The sequence below is a fragment of the Kitasatospora sp. NPDC032150 genome (assembly GCF_055579945.1).
This window is the reverse complement of record NZ_JBVIMH010000014.1, coordinates 140,784-158,961: the sequence shown is the minus strand read 5'-3', so window position 1 is coordinate 158,961 and position 18,178 is coordinate 140,784. Positions and strand designations below refer to the sequence as shown.

Genomic DNA, 18,178 nt, shown 5'->3' with positions numbered 1-18,178 from the left:
TCCCTGGGCCATACGGGTCGTCGAGTGCCGCCGTTCGACGGATGCGGCGGTCGGGTCCGATGCGGCTGTCGTCCGGCTGCCCGCGAGGGGCACCTGAACGTCCCCCACAAGCAGAAGGAGACCCTGTCCTTGGCGCGCCCGTGATGAGGACGACAGGATCAGACACGTCGAGGGCTGGTGCGGTTCTGTGCGTCACGTGGATGACGTTTCCTCTGGTCAGCGTGGTGCGGTTTCCTATGCGTCGGCGGGGTGTCCGTCTGTCGGACGCGCGAACCTTGTGGTCTCCGGCCGCCACGAGGACGTGGGGGAGCAGCTCGCCAGGGAACTGTCCGACCTCGGCGCCCCGGCCGAACTCCACCGCTGACGTGGACCGTTCGCGCGGCGCCGTGCAGATCAAGGCCTCGTTGGGTGTCAGGCATGGTCGGGGACCGGCGATCAAGGCTGCGACCTGCACGGATGGTCTATTGGCACCCGCATCGTCCGTCGGCGTCCTCCTCGGACGCCGCCTCAGTCATACGAGGCGGTAGGCGCCGAGGTACTGGGACGCGCCATCGCCCGCCCATGCGGCGGACTGCGGGGACACTCCCCCGGCCGAGCGGGGGGTGTCGCGCACGCCCGCCCCGCCTGTCCGACTCATGCCGAGGCTCGTGAGCCCGCCTTGCGGTCGGCGTTCGTGGACACGGTGTCGCGGTGGGATCTCGGCCGTCGATGGCTGTGGCGTTTCGCGACACCGTCCGGAGCGGCTGCGTCTTCCGGTACGTCACGGTGTTCACCTCGGGTGCGGGAAGGCGGCGGAGGTGAGCAGGGCACGCACGAGGTCGATGCTCGCGGTGCCGATTGCCGCCACCGTGGCAGCGTCGCCGAGGCTGTCGGCGTCTGCGGTGAGGCGGATCAGGTGGTCTCGTACCAGGTGGTAGACGGCGCTGTTGCGCAGGGCAGGGGCGGCGGTTCGCACCACACTCGCGGGGAGGCCGAGTACGTCGTGTGGGATGGTCAGGGCGCTCGCGGCGCTGGCCGAGGCGGTTGCGTACTCGTAGGGGCGGGTGAGGTCGGTGAGGACGAGGTCGCCTTCGGCGAGCGCGGCCTGGTGGTGGTGCTGGCTGAGGTGGGCCTGGCCGGCCAGCTGAATGCCGAGTGCGAGGAGGGCCGGGCCCTGTTGCCGCACGTGCTGCTCGGTGCGGACCATGCGCAGGCCCGAGGACTGGTTGCGCCAGATGGTGACCGGCCCGAACTCCCACAGGTCGATTCGCGCGCTGGGCCGTCCGACGGGGTCGTCGTGGATGATCTGGCAGGGTGCGGTGGTGGCCGCCATGGCTTGGCGGATCGCCTCTTCGCGTTCGGGCTCCGGCAGCTGCTCGGTGTCCAGGAGAAGGGCCATGGTTCCTCGGTTGCTTCGGGGCGGGCGTCGCGCGGGGGAGGTGAGCGACCTGGTGCCGAGCGCGGGCCGTGGGGCCCGCACCGCATGCTGTGCACGGTGCGGGCCCCACGTGTCTGTTGGCGACTCAGGCGTCGAGGAACTCGATGAGGTCCTTGGTGAACTCGGCCTCGTAGGCGCCGACGAGGCCGTGCGGGGCGCCCGGGTAGACCTTGAGGGTTCCCTGGGAGAGGAGCTTGACGGTCTTCTCGGCCGAGGCGGCGATCGGGACGATCTGGTCGTCGTCGCCGTGGGCGACCAGGACGGGGATGTCGATCTTCTTGAGGTCCTCGGTGAAGTCGGTCTCCGAGAACGCCTTGACGCAGTCGAGTGCGCCCTTGAGTCCGGCCTGCATGCCCTGGAGCCAGAACTCGCGGCGCTTGCCCTCCGACACCACGGCGCCGGGCCGGTTGAAGCCGTAGAACGCCTCGCTGAGGTCGTAGTAGAACTGGGACCGGTCGGCGGCGACTCCTGCGCGGATGCCGTCGAAGACCTCGATCCCGGTGCCCTCGGGGTTGGTGTCGGTCCTGAGCATCAGCGGCGGGACGGCGCCCAGCAGGACGGCCTTGCGCACCCGCGCGCTGCCGTGGCGGCTGAGGAAGCGGGCGACCTCGCCGCCGCCGGTGGAGTGGCCGACCAGGACGGCGTCGCTGAGGTCGAGCTGGTCGAGGAGCTCGGCCAGGTCGTCGGCGTACTGGTCCATGTGGTTGCCGTCCCAGGTCTGGGTGGAGCGGCCGTGGCCGCGCCGGTCGTGGGCGATGACCCGGTAGCCTGCGGAGGCGACGGCGAGAGCCTGGCCCTCCCAGGCGTCCGCGTTGAGCGGCCAGCCGTGGGAGAGGACGACCGGGCAGCCGGTGCCCCAGTCCTTGTAGTACTTCTGCGAACCGTCGGCGAGGGTGATGAAGGGCATGGTGGCCTTTCCTGCGATGATGCCCGGCCGGGGCCGGCCGTGCGTGCGGGGGCGGGAACTGGTCGTCGCGGCCGAGGATCTGCGGTGTGTCCGCGGCGGCTCAGCCACGGCAGGCGTTGAGGCGGTCTCGGTCATTGCTGCGGGTGTCGGTGGTGGATCTCGGCGATGTAGCCGCCAGGGAACCACACCAGCGCGGAGTCTCGGTCGGCTGTCGTCTGCGGGCCCCACAGCACCTGGGCTCCCGCCGCTCGGGCGCGGGCCAGTGTCGCGGTCAGGTCGTCGACCTGGTACCCCGTCAGTTCCCGGCCGAAGGGATAGGGCAAGTGTCCGTCGGTGACCAGCACGACGGTGTCCCCGAACGGGCTGGTGATCCTGATCCGATGGTAGGTGGTGCCGGCGGCCATGCCGAGTTCCTGTCCCGGCGCGTGGCGGTCGTCGGAAACCACCCGGCCGCCGGTGAAGCGCAGGTAGCTGCGCAGGAAGGCGCTGACGGAGCCGGCCGGGACGTACAGCCGGTTCTCCGGAACCGAGGCCAGCGGCGGGTAGGAGGGCGCGGTGGTGTGCCAGTAGAGCTGGGCGTCGATGCCGCCGGGGAACCGGACGACGGCGTCGCGTCCGATCGGGTCGGCGAACGGGACGACAACGACGTCGGCGCCGGCGGCCGCGGCCCGGCGCACGCCCCGGTCCAGGTCCTGGACCAGCCAACCGGTGCGCTCGGCCCCGAACGGGTAGGGCACGGGCGTCTGGTAGTCGAAGACAGAGAGAGTGCCGACCGGTGAGAGGACCAGTTCGGAGTACGTCCGGCTCGGGGTCGGCGTGACGTCGACGAGTGCCTTCTGGGTGTGGGTGCCGCCGAAGACGGCTTCCCAGCTGCTGACGAACGCCTCCAGCGAGCCGGGAGTCACGTAGACGTGGGTGGTGTCGTACTGGGTGCCCACCGCGACGCCCGTCTCGGCGACGGGGGCCGCTTGCGCGGCCAGGCCTGTCGAGGTCGAGCTGAGCGCGAGCAGTACGGCGCCGAGCACCGCGATCCGCGTCCGCGCGGACGAGCGTAAGCGCACGGGGTTCCTCCTGGAGATCGGCCGAGATCCGCCGGCGGGGGGACTGGATGCCGCCGACGCCGCCGCAACGGACCGTACCCCGGCTCCCACGGGCCCGGCTTGCCCCTGCACGCGCCGCCTTGTCCTGAGCGCGCAGGGCATGCGCGGGGCCGGATTCGCCGGCAGGCGCGCTGTGCACTCACAGTCAAATCCGCTGCGGTCTCAGGTCCGCGACCGTCCCGCCGCTGAACCTACGTTGGACTCCATCGTGAATTCGACCAGTGCGGACCGGAGGACACATGGGCGCGGCCGAGTTGTGGACCCACGCGGTGGGACGGGGGTGGAAGCGGTGAGCACGTACTCCGCCGAGCCGGCCGTCCCGACAACGAGCGATCCACCGGGCAGGTCGCCCCTGGAGCAGGAGGTGCTGTCATGGGCGCTGTCCTACGGCTTCCTGACCGACGTGCGGGACGTCCAGCGGTTTGCAGCGGCCGGATTCGGGCGGCTGGCGGAGCTGGTCTACCGACCCGGGCCGGAACTGCCGCTCCAGGCCAGGTGGATAGCGTGGCTGTTCGTTCTCGACGACTACTTCGACGAGGACGGCGGAACCGGCGCCGACACGGCCCGCGGCGTCCTGCGGTTCCTGCCACCGGACGCCGGCCGCCCCGCAGCGGTGCCCGCCTCGCCGTTCGCCGCCGCGCTGGCCGACCTGTGGCCGCAACTCGCCGACCGGATGCCCCGGCACCTGCGGCTGCGGTTCCGCCGCCACGTCGACGACTACGTGCGCTCCTACCACACCGATGTGGCCCGCACCCGGGACGGCCGGGCGCCCTCGCTCGACCGGTACATCGCACTGCGGCGCGCCAGCGGAGCGGTCGAGACCTGCCTGGACCTGCTGGAGCGCGCGCCACGTTCCTGCCTCACCCCGGCCCTGGCGTCCTCACCACCGGTCGTGGAGCTGCGCCGGGCGGCCAACGACGTCATCTGCTGGACCAACGACGTGCTGTCGGTGGACAAGGAGACCGGCCACGGCGAGCGGAACAACCTCGTCGCAGTACTGGAGGACGAGCACGACCTGCCCCGCTCGATGGCGCTGACCGCCGCCGAACAGATGATCGCCGACCGAACCGCAGAGTTCGACGCGCTGCACCACCAGGTCGCGGCCACCGACCCCGACACTCCGGCAGCCGCCTTCGCCGAAGGCGTGCGCCGCTGGATCACCGGCAGCCGCCGCTGGCACCAGGAGTCCGCCCGCTACCGAGGGAGCGCCACATGCCCGTAGTCCGAGCCCCGTACCGGCTCCCGCTCCTCGGCAACGCCCTGCCGTTGGCCTTCCGGCGCACCGTCTACCTGCAGTCGCTGCGCCCGTTGGGCGAGGTCGTCGAGGCAGCCGTCGGGCGCAGGCGGCTGCACGTGCTCAACTCGCCCCGGGCGATCCGGGAGGTCCTGGTGTCCCGGGGCGACCGCTTCGACAAGGGCCCGATGTTCGAGAACCTCGGTCCGTTCCTCGGCAACGGCCTGCTGACCTGCTCGAAGTCCGAGCACCGCGGGCAGCGCCGGATGCTGCAACCGGCCTTCCAGCACCAGGCGGTTGTCCGCTACGCGTCGCTGATCGCACGCAACGCCGCCCAGCTGACCGGCGGGTACCGCGAAGGGCAGGTGCTGGACGCACGCGAGGAACTGCGCCGGATCACCGTGCTGGTCATGGCCGGGATCATGTTCGCCGCCGACGGCACCGACGCGGTCGCGCAGGAGATGCACCGGTCGCTGCCGCTGCTGATTCGAGGCGTGATGCGACGCACCCTGATGCCAGCCGGCTTCCTCAACCGGATCCCCACCCCGGCCACCCGCCGGTACGACCGCGCCGCGGCCGACCTGCGTACCGCCGTGCGGCACACCGTCGAGCGGTACCGGCGAAGCGGTACCGTCCACGACGACCTCCTCTCCCAACTCCTGGCCGCCCGCGACGAGAGCGGGCACCCACCGTCCGACGAGCTGGTGGTCGATCAGGTCGTCACCTTGCTCCTGGCCGGCAGCGACAGCACAGCGGCGACGATGAGCTGGCTCCTCCACGCCCTCACCCAGGCGCCCGACGCCGAGACCGCGATCCGCGACGAGCTCGACCAGCAGCTCGCCGGCCGGCTGCCGACCGCCTCGGACCTCCCGCACCTCACCCAGCTCACACACGCCCTGTACGAGACGCTGCGGCTCCACCACCCGGTGTGGTTCCTGACCCGGCGCAGCACCGCCCCGGTCCGGGTCGCCGGCACCGACCACCCGGCCGGAACCGACTTCGCCTACAGCCTGGCCACGCTGCACCGCGATCCCGACCTGTTCCCGGACCCGCTGTCGTTCCGCCCCGAACGCTGGTCCGTCCTCAGCAGGCCGGGCCGCGGCGCGTGGCTGCCCTTCGGAGCGGGCGCGCGCAAGTGTATCGGCGACGACCTGGCCATGACCGAGATGCTGCTGATCCTGGCGGTGATCCTGCGGGAATGGAGCCTGCGCCCGGTGGATTCCCGGACCGTTCGCCCGGTGCCGATGGCCGTCATCCACCCGGACCGGCTGATCCTGCGGCTGTACCGTCCAAACCGCTCGGAGGGTTGAGGAGCTCCGCGGCGGGTGGCCGGCTCGGGCCGAGTCGGCGCCACTCGCTCGGACTGACGCCGTAGGCGGCACGGAAGCGTCGGGTGAAGTGCGCGTGGCTGCTGAACCCCCAGGCGCGGGCGACGGCCGCGATCGTCGGATGGCCGCGCCTGGGGGAGCACAGGGCCGCCCGGGCGCCTTCCAGCCGCTCGTTGATGATCCACTGCTCCAGGCTGATCCCGGCCCGCTGGAACACCTGGTAGAGGTGGCGGAGCGAGACCGCGTGCGCCTTGGCGATCCGCTCCGCCCCCAGGTCCGGTTCGGCCAGGTGCCGGCGGGCGTAGGCGAGGACCCGGCTGAGCAGGGTGTCGGACAGCACCTCGCGTGCGAGTACCCCCTGGTCCTGGGCGGCCGACACCACCAGTGCCCGGCACAGTTCGATCGTGGCGTTGGCCAGTGCGGGCGTGCCCGGGTCGGGCTCCAGCCGGTCGGGATCGGCCCACAGCGCGGCCAGGTGGCCAAGCACCAGGTCGTGCAGCGGGCTCGCCTTCAACCGGCAGGCGCCGCTTTGCAGTACGTCCATCGGCAGGGCGAGCCGGTCGAGGTCGACCAGCACGGCCTGCGACGACCCGTCACCGCTCCACCCGTACTCGCGCGGCACCATCTCGTTCGACAGGTGGATGTCGGTGGGGCCGCAGAGGCGCCGCCGGCCCTGGATCTCGCTGCGGCCCAGTCCGCGGTTCTGGATCGCGAAGGCGACGATCGGCCGGCTCTCCTGCCGCACGTGACGTGGGGTTCGGATCAGCCGGAAGCCCGAGTTGTGGGAGGTGAACAGGTCTATCGGGCCCAGCTGCCACAGCTGCATCCGGGCCCTGATGCCGGCCTGCGGCTCCTCGTGGATGATCCGGTTCGGCACCGAGGCCTGTGTCAACGCGTGATGGAACAGCTCGGCCCGCTCACTCGGCGGGACGGACTCGGTGTCCAGCAGCAGCATCGCGTAACCACCTCGTGTTCGGGCAAGCGCGGTCCGTGCCGGCTGGGCGGCCGGCGCCGCGGCTTGACCAGACACGCACAGCAGGGCAGCGCCTCATGATATGGCTCAACGTCAGAGACGAGGGGGCGGCGTAACAGTGGCCGAGCCGCCGGTCGGTGGTGGCGGGCCGCCACGGGAAGGGCCGGGGTGGTCCCTCGCTGCGGCGAGGGCTGCGGCGAGGGACCGAGCTCATCGTGGACCGGCGGGAGCCGTGGCGGCTGCCGGGAGCGAGCGATGGAGCAGGGCGCGAACGCCCAGTCCGCTGCCCCCGCCGAGCAGCAGGGTGAGCACCGCCCACCAGGCCTGCCAGGGTGTCAGGCCGAGCGCTTGGTCGACGGAGTAGCGGCCGGGGCCGGTGAGGGTGAGGGAGGTGGCGGCGACGATGAGGACGAGCGGGTACTCGTAGCCGTCGTTCTGCACCCACAGTCCGTTGGGCCACTTCACGGTCAGGGCGACGGTCATGACCCCGACCGCACCGGCCGCCGCGAGCGGAGTGAGCACGCCGCCGGCGAGCAGCAGTCCGGATCCGATCTGGCCGGCCCCGGCGCCCAGGGCGGTGAGCGCCCCGCCGCGGAAGCCGTCGTGCCGGAACTCCTCGGTCCCGCCCGCCAGGCCGTTGCCGCCGAGTCGGAAGCTGATCTTCTGGACTCCGTGGCCGGCGAACAGCAGGCCCACCACCAGGCGCAGGATCAGCAGACCGGTGTCCATCTGCCGCCCCCTCAGCCCGCTGCGTGCGGGTCGATCATGGCCTGGGCGTAGACCACGCCGAGGCCGTAGGCGCCAGCGTGCTCCTTGACCACCTCCAGGGTGGCGGCGTAGGTCTCGGAGCGGGCCCAGTCGCGCTGGAGTTCCAGCAGGATCTGGAGCCAGGTGACCGGGACGGCTCCGGCGGCGGTCATCCGCCGGAGCGCGTGTTCGTGGGCGGCCGGGGTGACGCCGGCGGAGGCGTCGGTGACGACGTAGACCTCGTAGCCCTGGTTGAGGGCGGACAGGGCGGGCAGCACGAGGCAGACCTCGGTCCACAGGCCGGACAGGACGATCTTGCTGCGGCCGGTGGCCTTGACGGCGTCCACCAGCACCTGGTCCTCCCAGGCGTTCATGCTGGTGCGGTCCACGAGGTCGTGCTCAGGGAAGACCTCGCGCAGCTGCGGCAGGATCGGGCCGGAGAAGGACTCGGCCGCCACTGTGGACAGCACCACCGGCACGTCGAAGACGCGGGCGGCCTTGGCCAGGCCGATGGTGGCGTTGATGACGCCGGCCCGGTCGGCACTGCCCGCGCCGAAGAACATCTGTGGCTGGTGGTCGACGAACAGCATCATCGCGTTGTCGGGAGATATCAGGTCCGGGCTGGGCTGGGCCTTGACGTTGGCCAGGTCGAGGACGAAGTCGTTCACAAGGTTCTCCTCATCGGGGATCGTCGGTACTGCTGGATCGGGCGGGCATACGGTGGGTGAGGGGACGACCGGGCCGCCGCGCACGGGGTCGCCTCCAGAGCCGGTCGGCCGGTCGCTGGGGTTGACGGTCCGTCATGCTCCGTAGCAGGGATCCAGCGAACTGGAGGGCGCGTCGGTTGCCAGGCCACGCGTGGTCCTCCACTGGTGGTGCTCCTGTGAGGCCGCCACCGCCTCGGCCAGGTCGTCGGCCTGCCGCACGCCGCTGTGCGGCTCCGTGGCCTGGTAGCCGCCGAAGCGGGCGACCGGGCTCCAGGCGGGTGTGACGGGCGGCAGGGCTTCGTCCAGCCCCTCGTACTCACCCGCCGCGTAGACGATCCGGCCGCCCACCACGGTCAACAGGGACTCTGTGTGGGGGATGTCCTCGGCGGGCACGGTGAAGAAGTCCTGGGACAGCACCGCGAAGTCCGCCAGGAAGCCCTCCTTCAGGGATCCCTTCACCGTCTCCTCGCCGGTGATGCGGGCGCCGCCGCGGGTGTAGAGCTCCAGCGCGGTCTCCCGGTCGAGCAGTCGCTCGGGCGGGTAGAGGGCCCGCCCACCAACAGTTCGTCCGGTCACCAGCCAGTGCAGGGACACCCACGGGTTGTAGGAGGAGACCCTGGTGGCATCGGTGCCCGCCGCCACCGGCAGTCCCAGCGCCAGCATGTCGCTGACGGGCGGGGTCCTGGAGGCGGCGTCGGCGCCGTAGCGGTCGACGAATGCCGTGCCCTGGAAGGACATCCGGTTCTGTACGCTGATCGCGCCGCCGAGCGCGGCGATGCGCTCCAGACTGCGCGGCGAGGCGGTCTCGGCGTGGTCGAAGAGCCAGCGGCTGCCTGCCGGGAAGAGCCCCTCGGCTGCAAGCTTCTCGAAGACCGCGAGGTCGCGGCGGATGGTCTCGTCGTAGGTGGCATGGAGCCTGAAGCCCCACCCGTTCTCCATCAGCAGCCGGACCGCCTGCTCGAACCGTGTCTCGTACCCGGTCTCCAGTTCGGGCCTGGGCTCGGTGAAGTTCTCGAAGTCGGCCGCGGCCCAGGTCAGGTTCTCCCCCGCGCCGTTCAGCCGCAGCCACTCGTCGCCGTCCTGCGGGCTCACCGTCGCGATCCACCGCTTCAGGTCCTCGAGTTCCTGGCCTGCCGTCTGCGGGAAGAGGTGATATCCGATCCGCAGGCTCAACTGCCCTTCGCGGGCGAGCTCGATCACGGTGGCGTAGTTCTCGGGGAAGCTCTGGAACCCGCCGGCCGCGTCCACGGCCGAGGTGAGGCCGAAGCGGTTGAGCTCGCGCAGGAAGTGGCGGGTGGACGCCTTCTTGTCCGACCCGTCCAGCGCGGGCGCCTTCGCCAGTGTCGAGTACAGGATCAGGGCGCCCGGGGCGGCCAGCAGGACGCCGTTGGGCTCACCGGCACGGTCCCGGACGATCTGCCCGCCGCGCGGATCCGGGGTGTCACGGGTGAAGCCGGCCGCCCGCACAGCTGCCCGGTTCAGGATCGCACTCTGGTACAGGTGCAGCACGAACACCGGCGTGTCCGGGGCGGCCGCGTTCAGCTCGGCCGGTGTCGGGAGCCTCCGTTCTGCGAACTGCTCGGCCGTCCAGCCGCCGACCACCCGAATCCACTGGCCCTTCGGGGTGCGGCCGGCCTGCTCACGCAGCATCGCGAGCGCCTGACGCAGCGAGCGCAACCCGTCCCAGCGCAGCTCCAGCACGTAGTTCAGCCCGCCCCGGATGACGTGCAGGTGGGAGTCGTTGAGCCCGGGCACGGTCCGGCGCCCCAGCGCGTCCACCACCCGGGTGCCCACCCCGACGTGGGAGGCGACGTCCCCGTCGTCGCCCAGCGCCACGATGCGGCCGCCGCGAACAGCCAGAGCGGAGGCGGCGGGCCGGGCCGGGTCGCCGGTGTGGATCCGGGCGTTGCGCAGGACCAGGTCCGCGACCTCCCGGGGCGCCCCGCCGACGGGGGTGATCCCGCCGACGGGCATGGATATGCTCATGATCGTCACCTTCGTGGAGGAGTTCAGAGGGTGCGGCGGACGCCGGCCTGCCGTTCGAGGTCGCGCAGCTGGACGCTCAGATCGCCCTCCACCGCGTGGTGGGCGGGGCCGCTGCGGCCAATCGGCAGGACCTCCTCGCCGCGCATGTCCTCCAGCATCAGCGCGAACGCCGTGTAGAGGGCGACCGCTGCCAGCAGCAGGCCGAGCGCCCCGGAGGCCGTGCCCCACCAGGAGACTCCGGTCAGGCTGGCGACCGCGGCGACCGCGAAGCGGGGGACCGCGGTGCACAGCACCAGCCACAGGGCCCGCTTGCGACCCGCGACCGCCGCCATCATCAGGGCGAAAGCCGCGAACGTCGCGTTCAGCACGCCGAGTACCCGGGTGCCGCCCGGCGGATCCAGCACCAGCACGAGCGCGCTGGCCAGCCACAGGCCCGAGAAGCAGGCCATCAAGGTAGCCGCCAGCACGTCCCTCGCGCCGAGCGCGAAGACCGCGACCACCAGCTGCAGCACGAAGGCCGGCAGGATCACCAAGCCCACCGCCCGTCGGGCGTCGTCCTCGAAGACTCCCAGCTGGAAGCAGCCGACCATCACCGAGGCGATCCCCACCGTGTAGAAGCCGAGCGGCATCGGCGAGGCGATCGGCCGCAGGTTGATCCGCGTCATCCCGCGCAGGTCCGGCTCGAAGGAACGCCCGCCCGAGACACCGCTTACCGGTCCCTCACTGATCGTCATGATGTCCACCCCGAGGACGTTCGAAGAAACGAGCAAGGCCAGGGCTCCCGGGCATCCAACGGCCGCCCGGAACCGCCCCTCAACGCTAAATGCCTGACCCGACCCCTCAACGCACCGTCCTTCGCCCTGCCTGCACGGCGTGCCACAGCGGCCCCGTGGGGAGAGCCGGATCGGCACGCCCGCCGCGCGCGGACTGTCGCACCGTCAGAAAAGGACCGTGCACTCACCGCGAAGCCCCCGCGGACTCGCACCGGTACCGTCGGTGGCGTGGCTCGGCACCAGCCGGCTCCGGCCCCGGACTCGACGCCTGCCACGGGCGCCGCCCGGGGAACCCGTCGCCGTCGCGCTGATGCACGCACCGCCGTGCCACCGTTTCCTCGGTCAGCCGGCCCAGCCCTAAGCCGGGTCGGCTGCCACCCGCAGCGCCATTTCCCCCGGCCGACCGCCCAGGCAGCACCTCCCCGGGGGCCAGGTCCGCACCGGCCCCACCGCACCCGGCGAGGCCCCGAACAAAGGAACCAGATGAGCCCGATGCCCGCGTCCCGACGCGCCCCCCGTGTCGGAGCCCTCGCGCTGAGCGCCGCGTGCCTGCTCGGACTGTCCAGCTCCATCACGCCGGCCGCTGCAGACACTCCCTACGGCCAGGTCACCCACGTCTACATGAACCTCGGCGGCTCAGCGAGCGCCTCGCAGCAGACCCAGTACGGAGAGCTGATCAGCAGTCTGCGTCAGGCCGCCGGCCACCTCGACCGCCCTGCGGACTTGGCCTTCGAGGTCGCGCATGATGGGGGTGTTGGCGTACTGGTGCATCGTCACGAAGTTGCGGGGGTCCTTGTTGGAGCCGCCGAGCTTCGCGCCGAGGAGGTGGGCTCGGTTGTAGCCCTTGCCGGTGACCCAGCCGACCGGGTCGTACTGCGGGTTGGTCTTGCCGCCCATCATGGTGGAGTCGAGGATGGCAAAGACGCCCTTGGCGCGGCCGAGGTGGTCCGTGGGCTGGTAGGTGACGTGTCCGCCCCAGGTGACGTCGTTCTCGTCGACGGCGGCGAGGCCGAGCGGGTCGCTGACGCTGTGGGGGTTGGTGACGTAGGTGTCGGGGTTGGGGGCGGGGGCTAGGAGCGTGTCTCAGTAACGTGGCACCCGCCTGCGTCTCGTGATCTTTCGTGCGGGATGATCCCGATATGCGTGGCGAGGATGGGCTGTTCGAGATCGAGCCGGTCGAGGTGAAGCGGACGCCGGGTCGTACGGCAGCGGTGGACAAGACGTTCCGGACGTTCGATCCGCATCAGATCCTGCTGCTGCCGCCGTCTCTGGACGACTGGCTGCCCGAGGGCCACCTCGCCCGGTTCGTGGCGGACCTGGTCGACGAGGTACTCGACCTCTCCCCGATCCTGGCCGACTACACCGAGAAGCGGGGCTACCCGCCGTATGACCCCAGGCTGATGATGCGCCTGCTGATCTACGGCTACACCACCGGCGTCCGCTCCTCGCGGGCGATCGAGCGCAAGTGCTCCGACGACGTCGCGTTCCGGTTCCTGGCCGCCGGCCAGGCCCCGGACTTCCGCTCGATCGCCCGGTTCCGCCGCCGCCACCTCGACGCCCTGGCCGACCTGCTCACCCAGTCGCTGCGCCTCGCGACCAAGCTCGGCATGGTCAAGATGGGCCGCGTCGCCCTGGACGGCACCAAGCTCGAAGCGAACGCCTCCAAGCACAAGGCGATGAGCTACGGCCGCCTCGTCGACAAGGAATAGCAGGTCGAGGCCGAGATTACCGACCCCGACTCACGGATCATGAAGAACAGCGACGGCGCCTACATCCAGGCCTACAACGCCCAGGACGTCGTGGACGAGCCCCACCAGGTCATCACCGCCGCCGACGTGATGACCAACGCCTCCGACGCGCTGAACTACACCACGATGCTCGACCAGTCCGCGCAGAACACCGGCCGCCACCCCAAGCAGGCCCTCGTCGACGCCGGCTACTGCCCGAGACCAACCTCGAAGCCGCACGGGAGCGCCAACTGGCCTGCGGCACCGACACGTTCATGGCCATCGGCCGACTCGGCCACGACGAACAGGTCCGCACTACTGGCGCCTGGAGCTCGACCCCGCCCCGCGCCTCTACCTCGGCCACCTGGAGCACGGCATCTACGTCGACCGGCTCGTCCAGGTCGGCGAGACCACCGCACTCACCGAGCCGTTCCCCCTCGACATCGACCCCGCGGCGCTGCGCCGGTAACCGGCGCGAGGAACCGCGACGGGAGCCCGAGGCCGCGCGCGCCCGCCCTTCTGGCATGTGTGGACGCCAAAGCGGCCCGGTTCGGACTTCGGAGCACCAGGCCATTGCCCCCAGGCGGAGGCGCTTCTCCAGGAGCTTCCCCCGGTGTGCGGGAGGTACTGATCAGCTGGCCAGAATGGGTTGACGGGGTTTCAGGTTCACTTGGTTCCTCGCCTGGCCGACCCCGAGCAGGTCGCGGGCCTCTGCGAAGGTGACCTCGATCGACCACCGCCACGCGTACCTGTTGACCAACTGCGGGGCGGGAGTGTGCAGGTCGGTGGTGACCAGGGCCAGGTCGTAGCTGCTGGTGGTGTCCTCGTCCCGCAGGAGGATCACGCGGACGGTGCGGGTGTGGAAGGAGCCGTACCACAGGCAGGTGGTCTCGGCCAGGTGCACGGTCTCGGTGCGCTGGTAGCGCGTGACCTGGCACGCTCGGAAGACGGCCCGCTCGGCCAGTTCCTTGGCCGTGCCCAGCCGCGCGCCCTTCAGGGCGGGCCGACCACGGCGGCCGGTTGGGGGCGGGGCGAGGTCGTACAGCACCGCCGATGCCGGCAACCGGGTGGTGAACGTGCAGGTGGCGGGAAGATCACGCAATGCCCCGCCGTGGTAGGCGGCGTCCGCGACCACGTGGATGCGCCGCCGGTAGTGACAGGCGGCCAGCAGAGCGACCATGGACGCGGCCAGGTCGACCTTGGACTTCTCCTGCCCGGGCCGCCACAGCCGGGCCATCACCGGCAGGCACACCGGCCGGGCCAGGAACGGAAGTTGGACCACGATGCCGACCACGACGAAGCAGGTTCCCCGACCAACCGGCTTGAGGCCCTTCGCGGCGCCGTCGTGCTGCCACGCGGCACCGAAGACCTTCTTCCCGCGCCGCTTGAACAGCGTGTCGTCCACAGCGACAATCAGCACCGCATCCTCGGGCAGCAGCAGGCGGGCGATCACCTGGGACAGCGAGATGCCCAGGACTTCCGGGTTCCAGCGGGCTCGCGCGAAGAACGCGTGCGCCCGGTCGTGCGACCACGCCCGCGTCAACCCCGCACCGGTGAGCATCCCGGTCACCGTGCACCGTCCGGTCCGCGCGATCAAGCCCGTGACCAGCGCCGCGAAGGTCCGGAACGTCGGGATGGTGAAGCTGCCCCGCACCAGCGCCAACACGGCGAGCAGTGAAGCGGTTACTGTCCCGTCTGGAAGCATCGGAGGGTCCCTCCCCGAGGAGACATAAGCACCTCCGATGCTTCTTCGCTGTCACGGCCATCCGCGGCCTGATGACGCCACATCACCCGCCCGAGCTCGCGAACAGCACTGGGGCTGGCATCGGCTTTACCCGATGGGCTACGTTGTGCAGCTATGACTACCGGGACGGCATTGCGCCACACACGGATTGGTGACCCGGTGCTCTTCTGAGCGCCGTACGGGCCGGTGCTGGCCCGCTGTTGGATCGAGGATCTCGCGCTGCTGCTCGGGCTCCGCCTCCGTCGTGTTGATCACAGGCTCGACACGTCAACCACGACAGGAGAATTCATGCCCACCAAGATGCTGCAGATTCCCACCGCGGACGGCCAGGCCGACGCGTTCACCGCCTTCCCCGACGGTGGCGGGCGGCACCCAGGGGTGCTGATGTACGCGGACGGCTTCGGGATCCGGCCCGTGCTGCGGGAGATGGCCCGCGAACTGGCCGGACACGGGTACTACGTGCTCGTCCCCAACCTCTTCTACCGGCACGGCCCGGCACCGGTGATCGAGCTTCCCGAGCACATTGGAGAAGAGCTCCGGCCCGCGGTCTTCGCCCAGGTGATGCCCTTGATCGAGGCGCACACCCCCGAACGTGTCCTGAGTGACGCCGACGCCTACCTAAGGTTCCTCACCACTCGGCCCGAGGTCAGTGCCGGACCGGTCGCGGTGACCGGCTACTGCATAGGCGGCCTCCTGGCGATGCGCACCGCCGCGGCCCACCCCGGCCGGGTGGCCGCCGTCGCCGGATTCCACGGCCCCGTAGGCGCCGACGGGCCCGACCTCCTCTCCAAGCTCACCGCCCAGGTCTACCTCGGCCACGCCGAAGGTGACATGTCACCCGAGGCCCTCGGCGAGCTCAACCAGGCCCTGGATGCCGCAGGTGTCAGCTACACCTCCGAGATCTACCCCGGCACCATTCACGGCTTCACCATGTCCGACACCGATGCCTTCAACCCCGCCGCACTGCAGCGCCACTGGGACTGCCTGCTGCCCCTTCTCGGCCGCACCCTGGCCAACGGCTGAGGCTCCGGCCCGGAAATCAACCCCGCGTCAACCCCGCGTCAACCCCGCACCGGTGAGCATCCCGGTCACCGTGCACCGTCCGGTCCGCGCGATCAAGCCCGTGACCAGCGCCGCGAAGGTCCGGAACGTCGGGATGGTGAAGCTGCCCCGCACCAGCGCCAACACGGCAAGCGGTGAAGCGGGTACTGTCCCGTCTGGAAGCATCGGAGGGTCCCTCCCCGAGGAGACATAAGCACCTCCGATGCTTCTTCGCTGTCACGGCCATCCGCGGCCTGATGACGCCACATCACCCGCCCGAGCGACCCACACCCCGGCCTGCGAAAACGTCGAAAGTCGAGCGCCCAGCGGCCAGCGGTTTTACCCAAGGGGCTGCCGAGCGGTGATCGCTAGGAGCGTGGGTCAGTAAGCGGTACTCATGGGTTTCGTGATCGCTCGTGCGGGATGATCTCGGTGTGCGTGGTGAGGACGGCCTGTTCGAGTCCGAGTCGGTCGAGACGAAGTTCTTCGCTGTCTTCGCCGGGGTCGGCATCTCGCGCAGGTCCCCTACAGCTCGTCTCATAAGCTGATCCACGCCCATGTCCTGGACAGGAAGCGTGAGATGACAGACGACGTAAGAGCCATCGCACAGCGCATGTATGAGGCATTCAACGCCCGTGACCTCATCGCGGCAAAGACGATCTTCTCCGCCGACTTCGTGAGCCACCCGTTGGGCACCGTTGGCGTCGACAGCGTTGTGAAGGCGTGGAGCGGGCTCCACGCCATGTTCCCGGACATCCAGGTCATCGTCGAGGACATGCTCGTGGATGCGGACAAAGCCGCGGTCCGTACGAGCCTGCACGGCATCCCGGCGGGAGTTGAGGAACAGGCTCTCCCCTCGATGATGGAGATCTTCCGGGTACAGGACGGCCGCATCGCCGAGCTGTGGGGCCTATCCTCACTCAGCCGCCCCGGGCGCTGAACTCAGCGTTCAGCCCCCCCGGTTCACGCGTTGAGCCGAGAACCGGGGCCTTCGCTGTTCGGCGGACAGCAGAGCGGCCGTGGGCGATCAGGTGCGGGATAATCTCGGCATGCGTGGTGGGGAGGGTCTGTTCGAGGTCGAGCCGGTCGAGCCGAAGCAGCCGCAGGGCCGTTCGGCGGCGGTGGACAAGCGTTTCAGGGCGTTCGACCCGCACCAGTTCCTGCTGGTGCCCCCGTCGCTGGACGACTGGCTGCCCCAGGACCATCTCGCCCGGTTCGTCGCGGACCTGGTGGACGAGGTGCTGGACCTCGGGCCGGTCCTGGCCGACTACACCGAGAAGCGCGGCTACCCGCCCCGACCCGCGGCTGATGCTGCGTCTGCTGATCTACAGCTACACCACCGGGGTGCGCTCCTCGCGGGCGATCGAGCGCAAGTGCGCCGACGACGTCGCGTTCCGCTTCCTGGCCGCCGACCAGGCCCCGGACTTCCGCTCCGTCTCGCGGTTCCGCCGCCGCCACCTGGACGCCCTGGCCGACCTGTTCACCCAGTCGCTGCACCTCGCGCAGAAGCTCGGCATGGTCAAGATGGGCCGCGTCGCCCTGGACGGCACGAAGCTGGAGGCGAACGCCTCCAAGCACAAGGCGATGAGCTACGGCCGCCTGGTCGACAAGGAAGAGCGGATCGAAGCCGAGATCGCCGCCCTGGAGGCCTAGGCCGCAGCCCTGCTGGCCGACGCCGAGGCCACCGACACCGCCGAGGACCAGAGGTTCGGTATCGAGGGCAAGGACACCGACCTGCCCGCCGAACTGGACCGGCGCGAGAAGCGCCTGGCCAGGCTGCAGTCCGCCCGCGCGCAGATCGAGGCCGAAGCAGCCGACAAGGCACGCGAGCACGCCGAGGAGATCGAGCGCCGCCGCCAGCAGCGCGCCGGCACCAGCGACGAGCAGGCCGTCACCGACGCCGGCGAGAAGGCCGCCGCGAAGTCCCGTCCCAAGCCCAAGGCGCAGGCCAACTTCACCGACCCCGACTCGCGGATCATGAAGAACAGCGACGGCGCCTACATCCAGGCCTACAACGCCCAGGCCGTCGTGGACGCCGAACACCAGGTCATCACCGCCGCCGACGTGACGACCAACGCCTCGGACGCGCTGAACTACACCACGTTGCTCGACCAGTCCGCGGCGAACACCGGCGCCCACCCCAAGCAGGCACTGGTCGACGCCGGCTACTGCTCCGAGACCAACCTCGAGGCCACAAGAGACCGCCAACTGTCCCGCGGCACCGACACGTTCATGGCCACCGGCCGCCTGGCCCACGACGAGCAGATCCCGCCCGCACCACGCGGACGCATCCCGGCGAACGCCACGCTCAAGGAACGGATGGCCCGCAATCTCATTCCCTGCATCGGCTCCTCCGGTGGGGCTGGCCGAGCACCCACCCGCGGCCACCGCATCCGGGACACCAGCCGAGGCCGTCGCACTCGTAGCAGAGGACGTAAGGGGTGGACGACGACGACCTCGGGCAGGCCGTGCCGGCCGGGCAAGGTGACCGCGT

13 protein-coding genes and 3 pseudogenes are annotated in these 18,178 nt (G+C 70.6%); 6 read left to right on the top strand and 10 right to left on the bottom strand.

Annotated features, from left to right (window positions below):
• Positions 1 to 769 precede the first annotated feature (769 nt).
• The 3 genes from ACZ5ON_RS18710 to ACZ5ON_RS18700 all read right to left on the bottom strand — a co-directional run bounded on the left by ACZ5ON_RS18710 (position 770) and on the right by ACZ5ON_RS18700 (position 3,385).
• Positions 770 to 1,378, bottom strand: a complete 609-nt coding sequence (locus ACZ5ON_RS18710; protein ID WP_465593312.1) for an AraC-like ligand-binding domain-containing protein — start codon at positions 1,376 to 1,378, stop codon at positions 770 to 772.
• Positions 1,379 to 1,502: 124 nt separating this feature from the next.
• Positions 1,503 to 2,324, bottom strand: coding sequence for an alpha/beta fold hydrolase (locus ACZ5ON_RS18705; RefSeq protein WP_465593309.1), 822 nt, complete (start codon positions 2,322 to 2,324; stop codon positions 1,503 to 1,505).
• Between the two features lie 131 nt (positions 2,325 to 2,455).
• Positions 2,456 to 3,385 (bottom strand): glyoxalase, encoded by a 930-nt coding sequence (locus ACZ5ON_RS18700; RefSeq protein ID WP_465593306.1) that lies wholly within the window; start codon positions 3,383 to 3,385, stop codon positions 2,456 to 2,458.
• 328 nt (positions 3,386 to 3,713) lie between these two features.
• Here ACZ5ON_RS18700 and ACZ5ON_RS18695 point away from each other — a divergent pair, with 328 nt between their 5' ends.
• Both ACZ5ON_RS18695 and ACZ5ON_RS18690 read left to right on the top strand, forming a co-directional pair.
• Positions 3,714 to 4,646, top strand: a complete 933-nt coding sequence (locus tag ACZ5ON_RS18695; protein WP_465593303.1) for a terpene synthase family protein — start codon at positions 3,714 to 3,716, stop codon at positions 4,644 to 4,646.
• A complete protein-coding gene (locus ACZ5ON_RS18690; protein ID WP_465593300.1) occupies positions 4,637 to 5,968 on the top strand; it encodes a cytochrome P450 in 1,332 nt (443 codons plus the stop codon). The genes ACZ5ON_RS18695 and ACZ5ON_RS18690 overlap by 10 nt, the downstream gene beginning before the upstream one ends.
• On the opposite strand, the gene ACZ5ON_RS18685 is transcribed toward ACZ5ON_RS18690, so the two are convergent.
• The 6 genes and pseudogenes from ACZ5ON_RS18685 to ACZ5ON_RS18660 form a co-directional block, all read right to left on the bottom strand.
• Complete coding sequence (locus tag ACZ5ON_RS18685) at positions 5,910 to 6,941, bottom strand: helix-turn-helix domain-containing protein (RefSeq protein WP_465593298.1); 1,032 nt, start codon at positions 6,939 to 6,941, stop codon at positions 5,910 to 5,912. The two genes, ACZ5ON_RS18690 and ACZ5ON_RS18685, sit on opposite strands and share 59 nt — an antisense overlap.
• A 228-nt stretch (positions 6,942 to 7,169) precedes the next feature.
• Positions 7,170 to 7,688 (bottom strand): DoxX family protein, encoded by a 519-nt coding sequence (locus ACZ5ON_RS18680; RefSeq protein ID WP_465593295.1) that lies wholly within the window; start codon positions 7,686 to 7,688, stop codon positions 7,170 to 7,172.
• 11 nt (positions 7,689 to 7,699) lie between these two features.
• The gene (locus ACZ5ON_RS18675; RefSeq protein WP_465593292.1) at positions 7,700 to 8,374 is read right to left on the bottom strand and encodes a hydrolase; all 675 of its coding nucleotides are present in this window, start codon (positions 8,372 to 8,374) and stop codon (positions 7,700 to 7,702) included.
• A 132-nt stretch (positions 8,375 to 8,506) separates the two neighbouring features.
• Positions 8,507 to 10,399 carry an amidohydrolase gene (locus tag ACZ5ON_RS18670; RefSeq protein WP_465593290.1) on the bottom strand — a complete coding sequence of 631 codons (1,893 nt, stop codon included), beginning with the start codon at positions 10,397 to 10,399 and terminating at the stop codon, positions 8,507 to 8,509.
• Between the two features lie 23 nt (positions 10,400 to 10,422).
• On the bottom strand, positions 10,423 to 11,133 hold the full coding sequence (locus ACZ5ON_RS18665; RefSeq protein ID WP_465593287.1) for a GPR1/FUN34/YaaH family transporter: 711 nt from the start codon (positions 11,131 to 11,133) through the stop codon (positions 10,423 to 10,425).
• A 675-nt stretch (positions 11,134 to 11,808) separates the two neighbouring features.
• Positions 11,809 to 12,138, bottom strand: a pseudogene (locus ACZ5ON_RS18660) (DNA/RNA non-specific endonuclease); the annotation flags it as partial.
• 245 nt (positions 12,139 to 12,383) lie between these two features.
• On the opposite strand from ACZ5ON_RS18660, the pseudogene ACZ5ON_RS18655 reads away from it, so the two are divergent.
• Positions 12,384 to 13,331, top strand: a pseudogene (locus tag ACZ5ON_RS18655) (transposase); the annotation flags it as partial.
• Between the two features lie 199 nt (positions 13,332 to 13,530).
• Here the strand turns inward: ACZ5ON_RS18655 and ACZ5ON_RS18650 are convergent.
• Positions 13,531 to 14,604: an IS701 family transposase gene (locus ACZ5ON_RS18650; protein WP_465593284.1), complete on the bottom strand. Its 1,074-nt coding sequence runs from the start codon at positions 14,602 to 14,604 to the stop codon at positions 13,531 to 13,533.
• 327 nt (positions 14,605 to 14,931) lie between these two features.
• Here ACZ5ON_RS18650 and ACZ5ON_RS18645 point away from each other — a divergent pair, with 327 nt between their 5' ends.
• From ACZ5ON_RS18645 to ACZ5ON_RS18635, 3 genes and pseudogenes are all read left to right on the top strand, one after another.
• Complete coding sequence (locus ACZ5ON_RS18645) at positions 14,932 to 15,666, top strand: dienelactone hydrolase family protein (protein WP_465593281.1); 735 nt, start codon at positions 14,932 to 14,934, stop codon at positions 15,664 to 15,666.
• 598 nt (positions 15,667 to 16,264) lie between these two features.
• The gene (locus ACZ5ON_RS18640) at positions 16,265 to 16,624 is read left to right on the top strand and encodes an ester cyclase (RefSeq protein WP_465593278.1); all 360 of its coding nucleotides are present in this window, start codon (positions 16,265 to 16,267) and stop codon (positions 16,622 to 16,624) included.
• Between the two features lie 181 nt (positions 16,625 to 16,805).
• A pseudogene (locus ACZ5ON_RS18635) lies at positions 16,806 to 18,018 on the top strand (IS1182 family transposase); the annotation flags it as partial.
• Positions 18,019 to 18,178 lie beyond the last annotated feature (160 nt).

Excerpts from the sequence above, each read along its gene's own strand:
- ACZ5ON_RS18710 (WP_465593312.1), bottom strand. The coding sequence starts at position 1,378 with ATGGCCCTTCTCCTGGACACCGAGCAGCTGCCGGAGCCCGAACGCGAA.
- ACZ5ON_RS18705 (WP_465593309.1), bottom strand. The coding sequence starts at position 2,324 with ATGCCCTTCATCACCCTCGCCGACGGTTCGCAGAAGTACTACAAGGAC.
- ACZ5ON_RS18690 (WP_465593300.1), top strand. The coding sequence starts at position 4,637 with ATGCCCGTAGTCCGAGCCCCGTACCGGCTCCCGCTCCTCGGCAACGCC.
- ACZ5ON_RS18685 (WP_465593298.1), bottom strand. The coding sequence starts at position 6,941 with ATGCTGCTGCTGGACACCGAGTCCGTCCCGCCGAGTGAGCGGGCCGAG.
- ACZ5ON_RS18680 (WP_465593295.1), bottom strand. The coding sequence starts at position 7,688 with ATGGACACCGGTCTGCTGATCCTGCGCCTGGTGGTGGGCCTGCTGTTC.
- ACZ5ON_RS18670 (WP_465593290.1), bottom strand. The coding sequence starts at position 10,399 with ATGAGCATATCCATGCCCGTCGGCGGGATCACCCCCGTCGGCGGGGCG.
- ACZ5ON_RS18665 (WP_465593287.1), bottom strand. The coding sequence starts at position 11,133 with ATGACGATCAGTGAGGGACCGGTAAGCGGTGTCTCGGGCGGGCGTTCC.
- ACZ5ON_RS18650 (WP_465593284.1), bottom strand. The coding sequence starts at position 14,604 with ATGCTTCCAGACGGGACAGTAACCGCTTCACTGCTCGCCGTGTTGGCG.
- ACZ5ON_RS18645 (WP_465593281.1), top strand. The coding sequence starts at position 14,932 with ATGCCCACCAAGATGCTGCAGATTCCCACCGCGGACGGCCAGGCCGAC.
- ACZ5ON_RS18640 (WP_465593278.1), top strand. The coding sequence starts at position 16,265 with ATGACAGACGACGTAAGAGCCATCGCACAGCGCATGTATGAGGCATTC.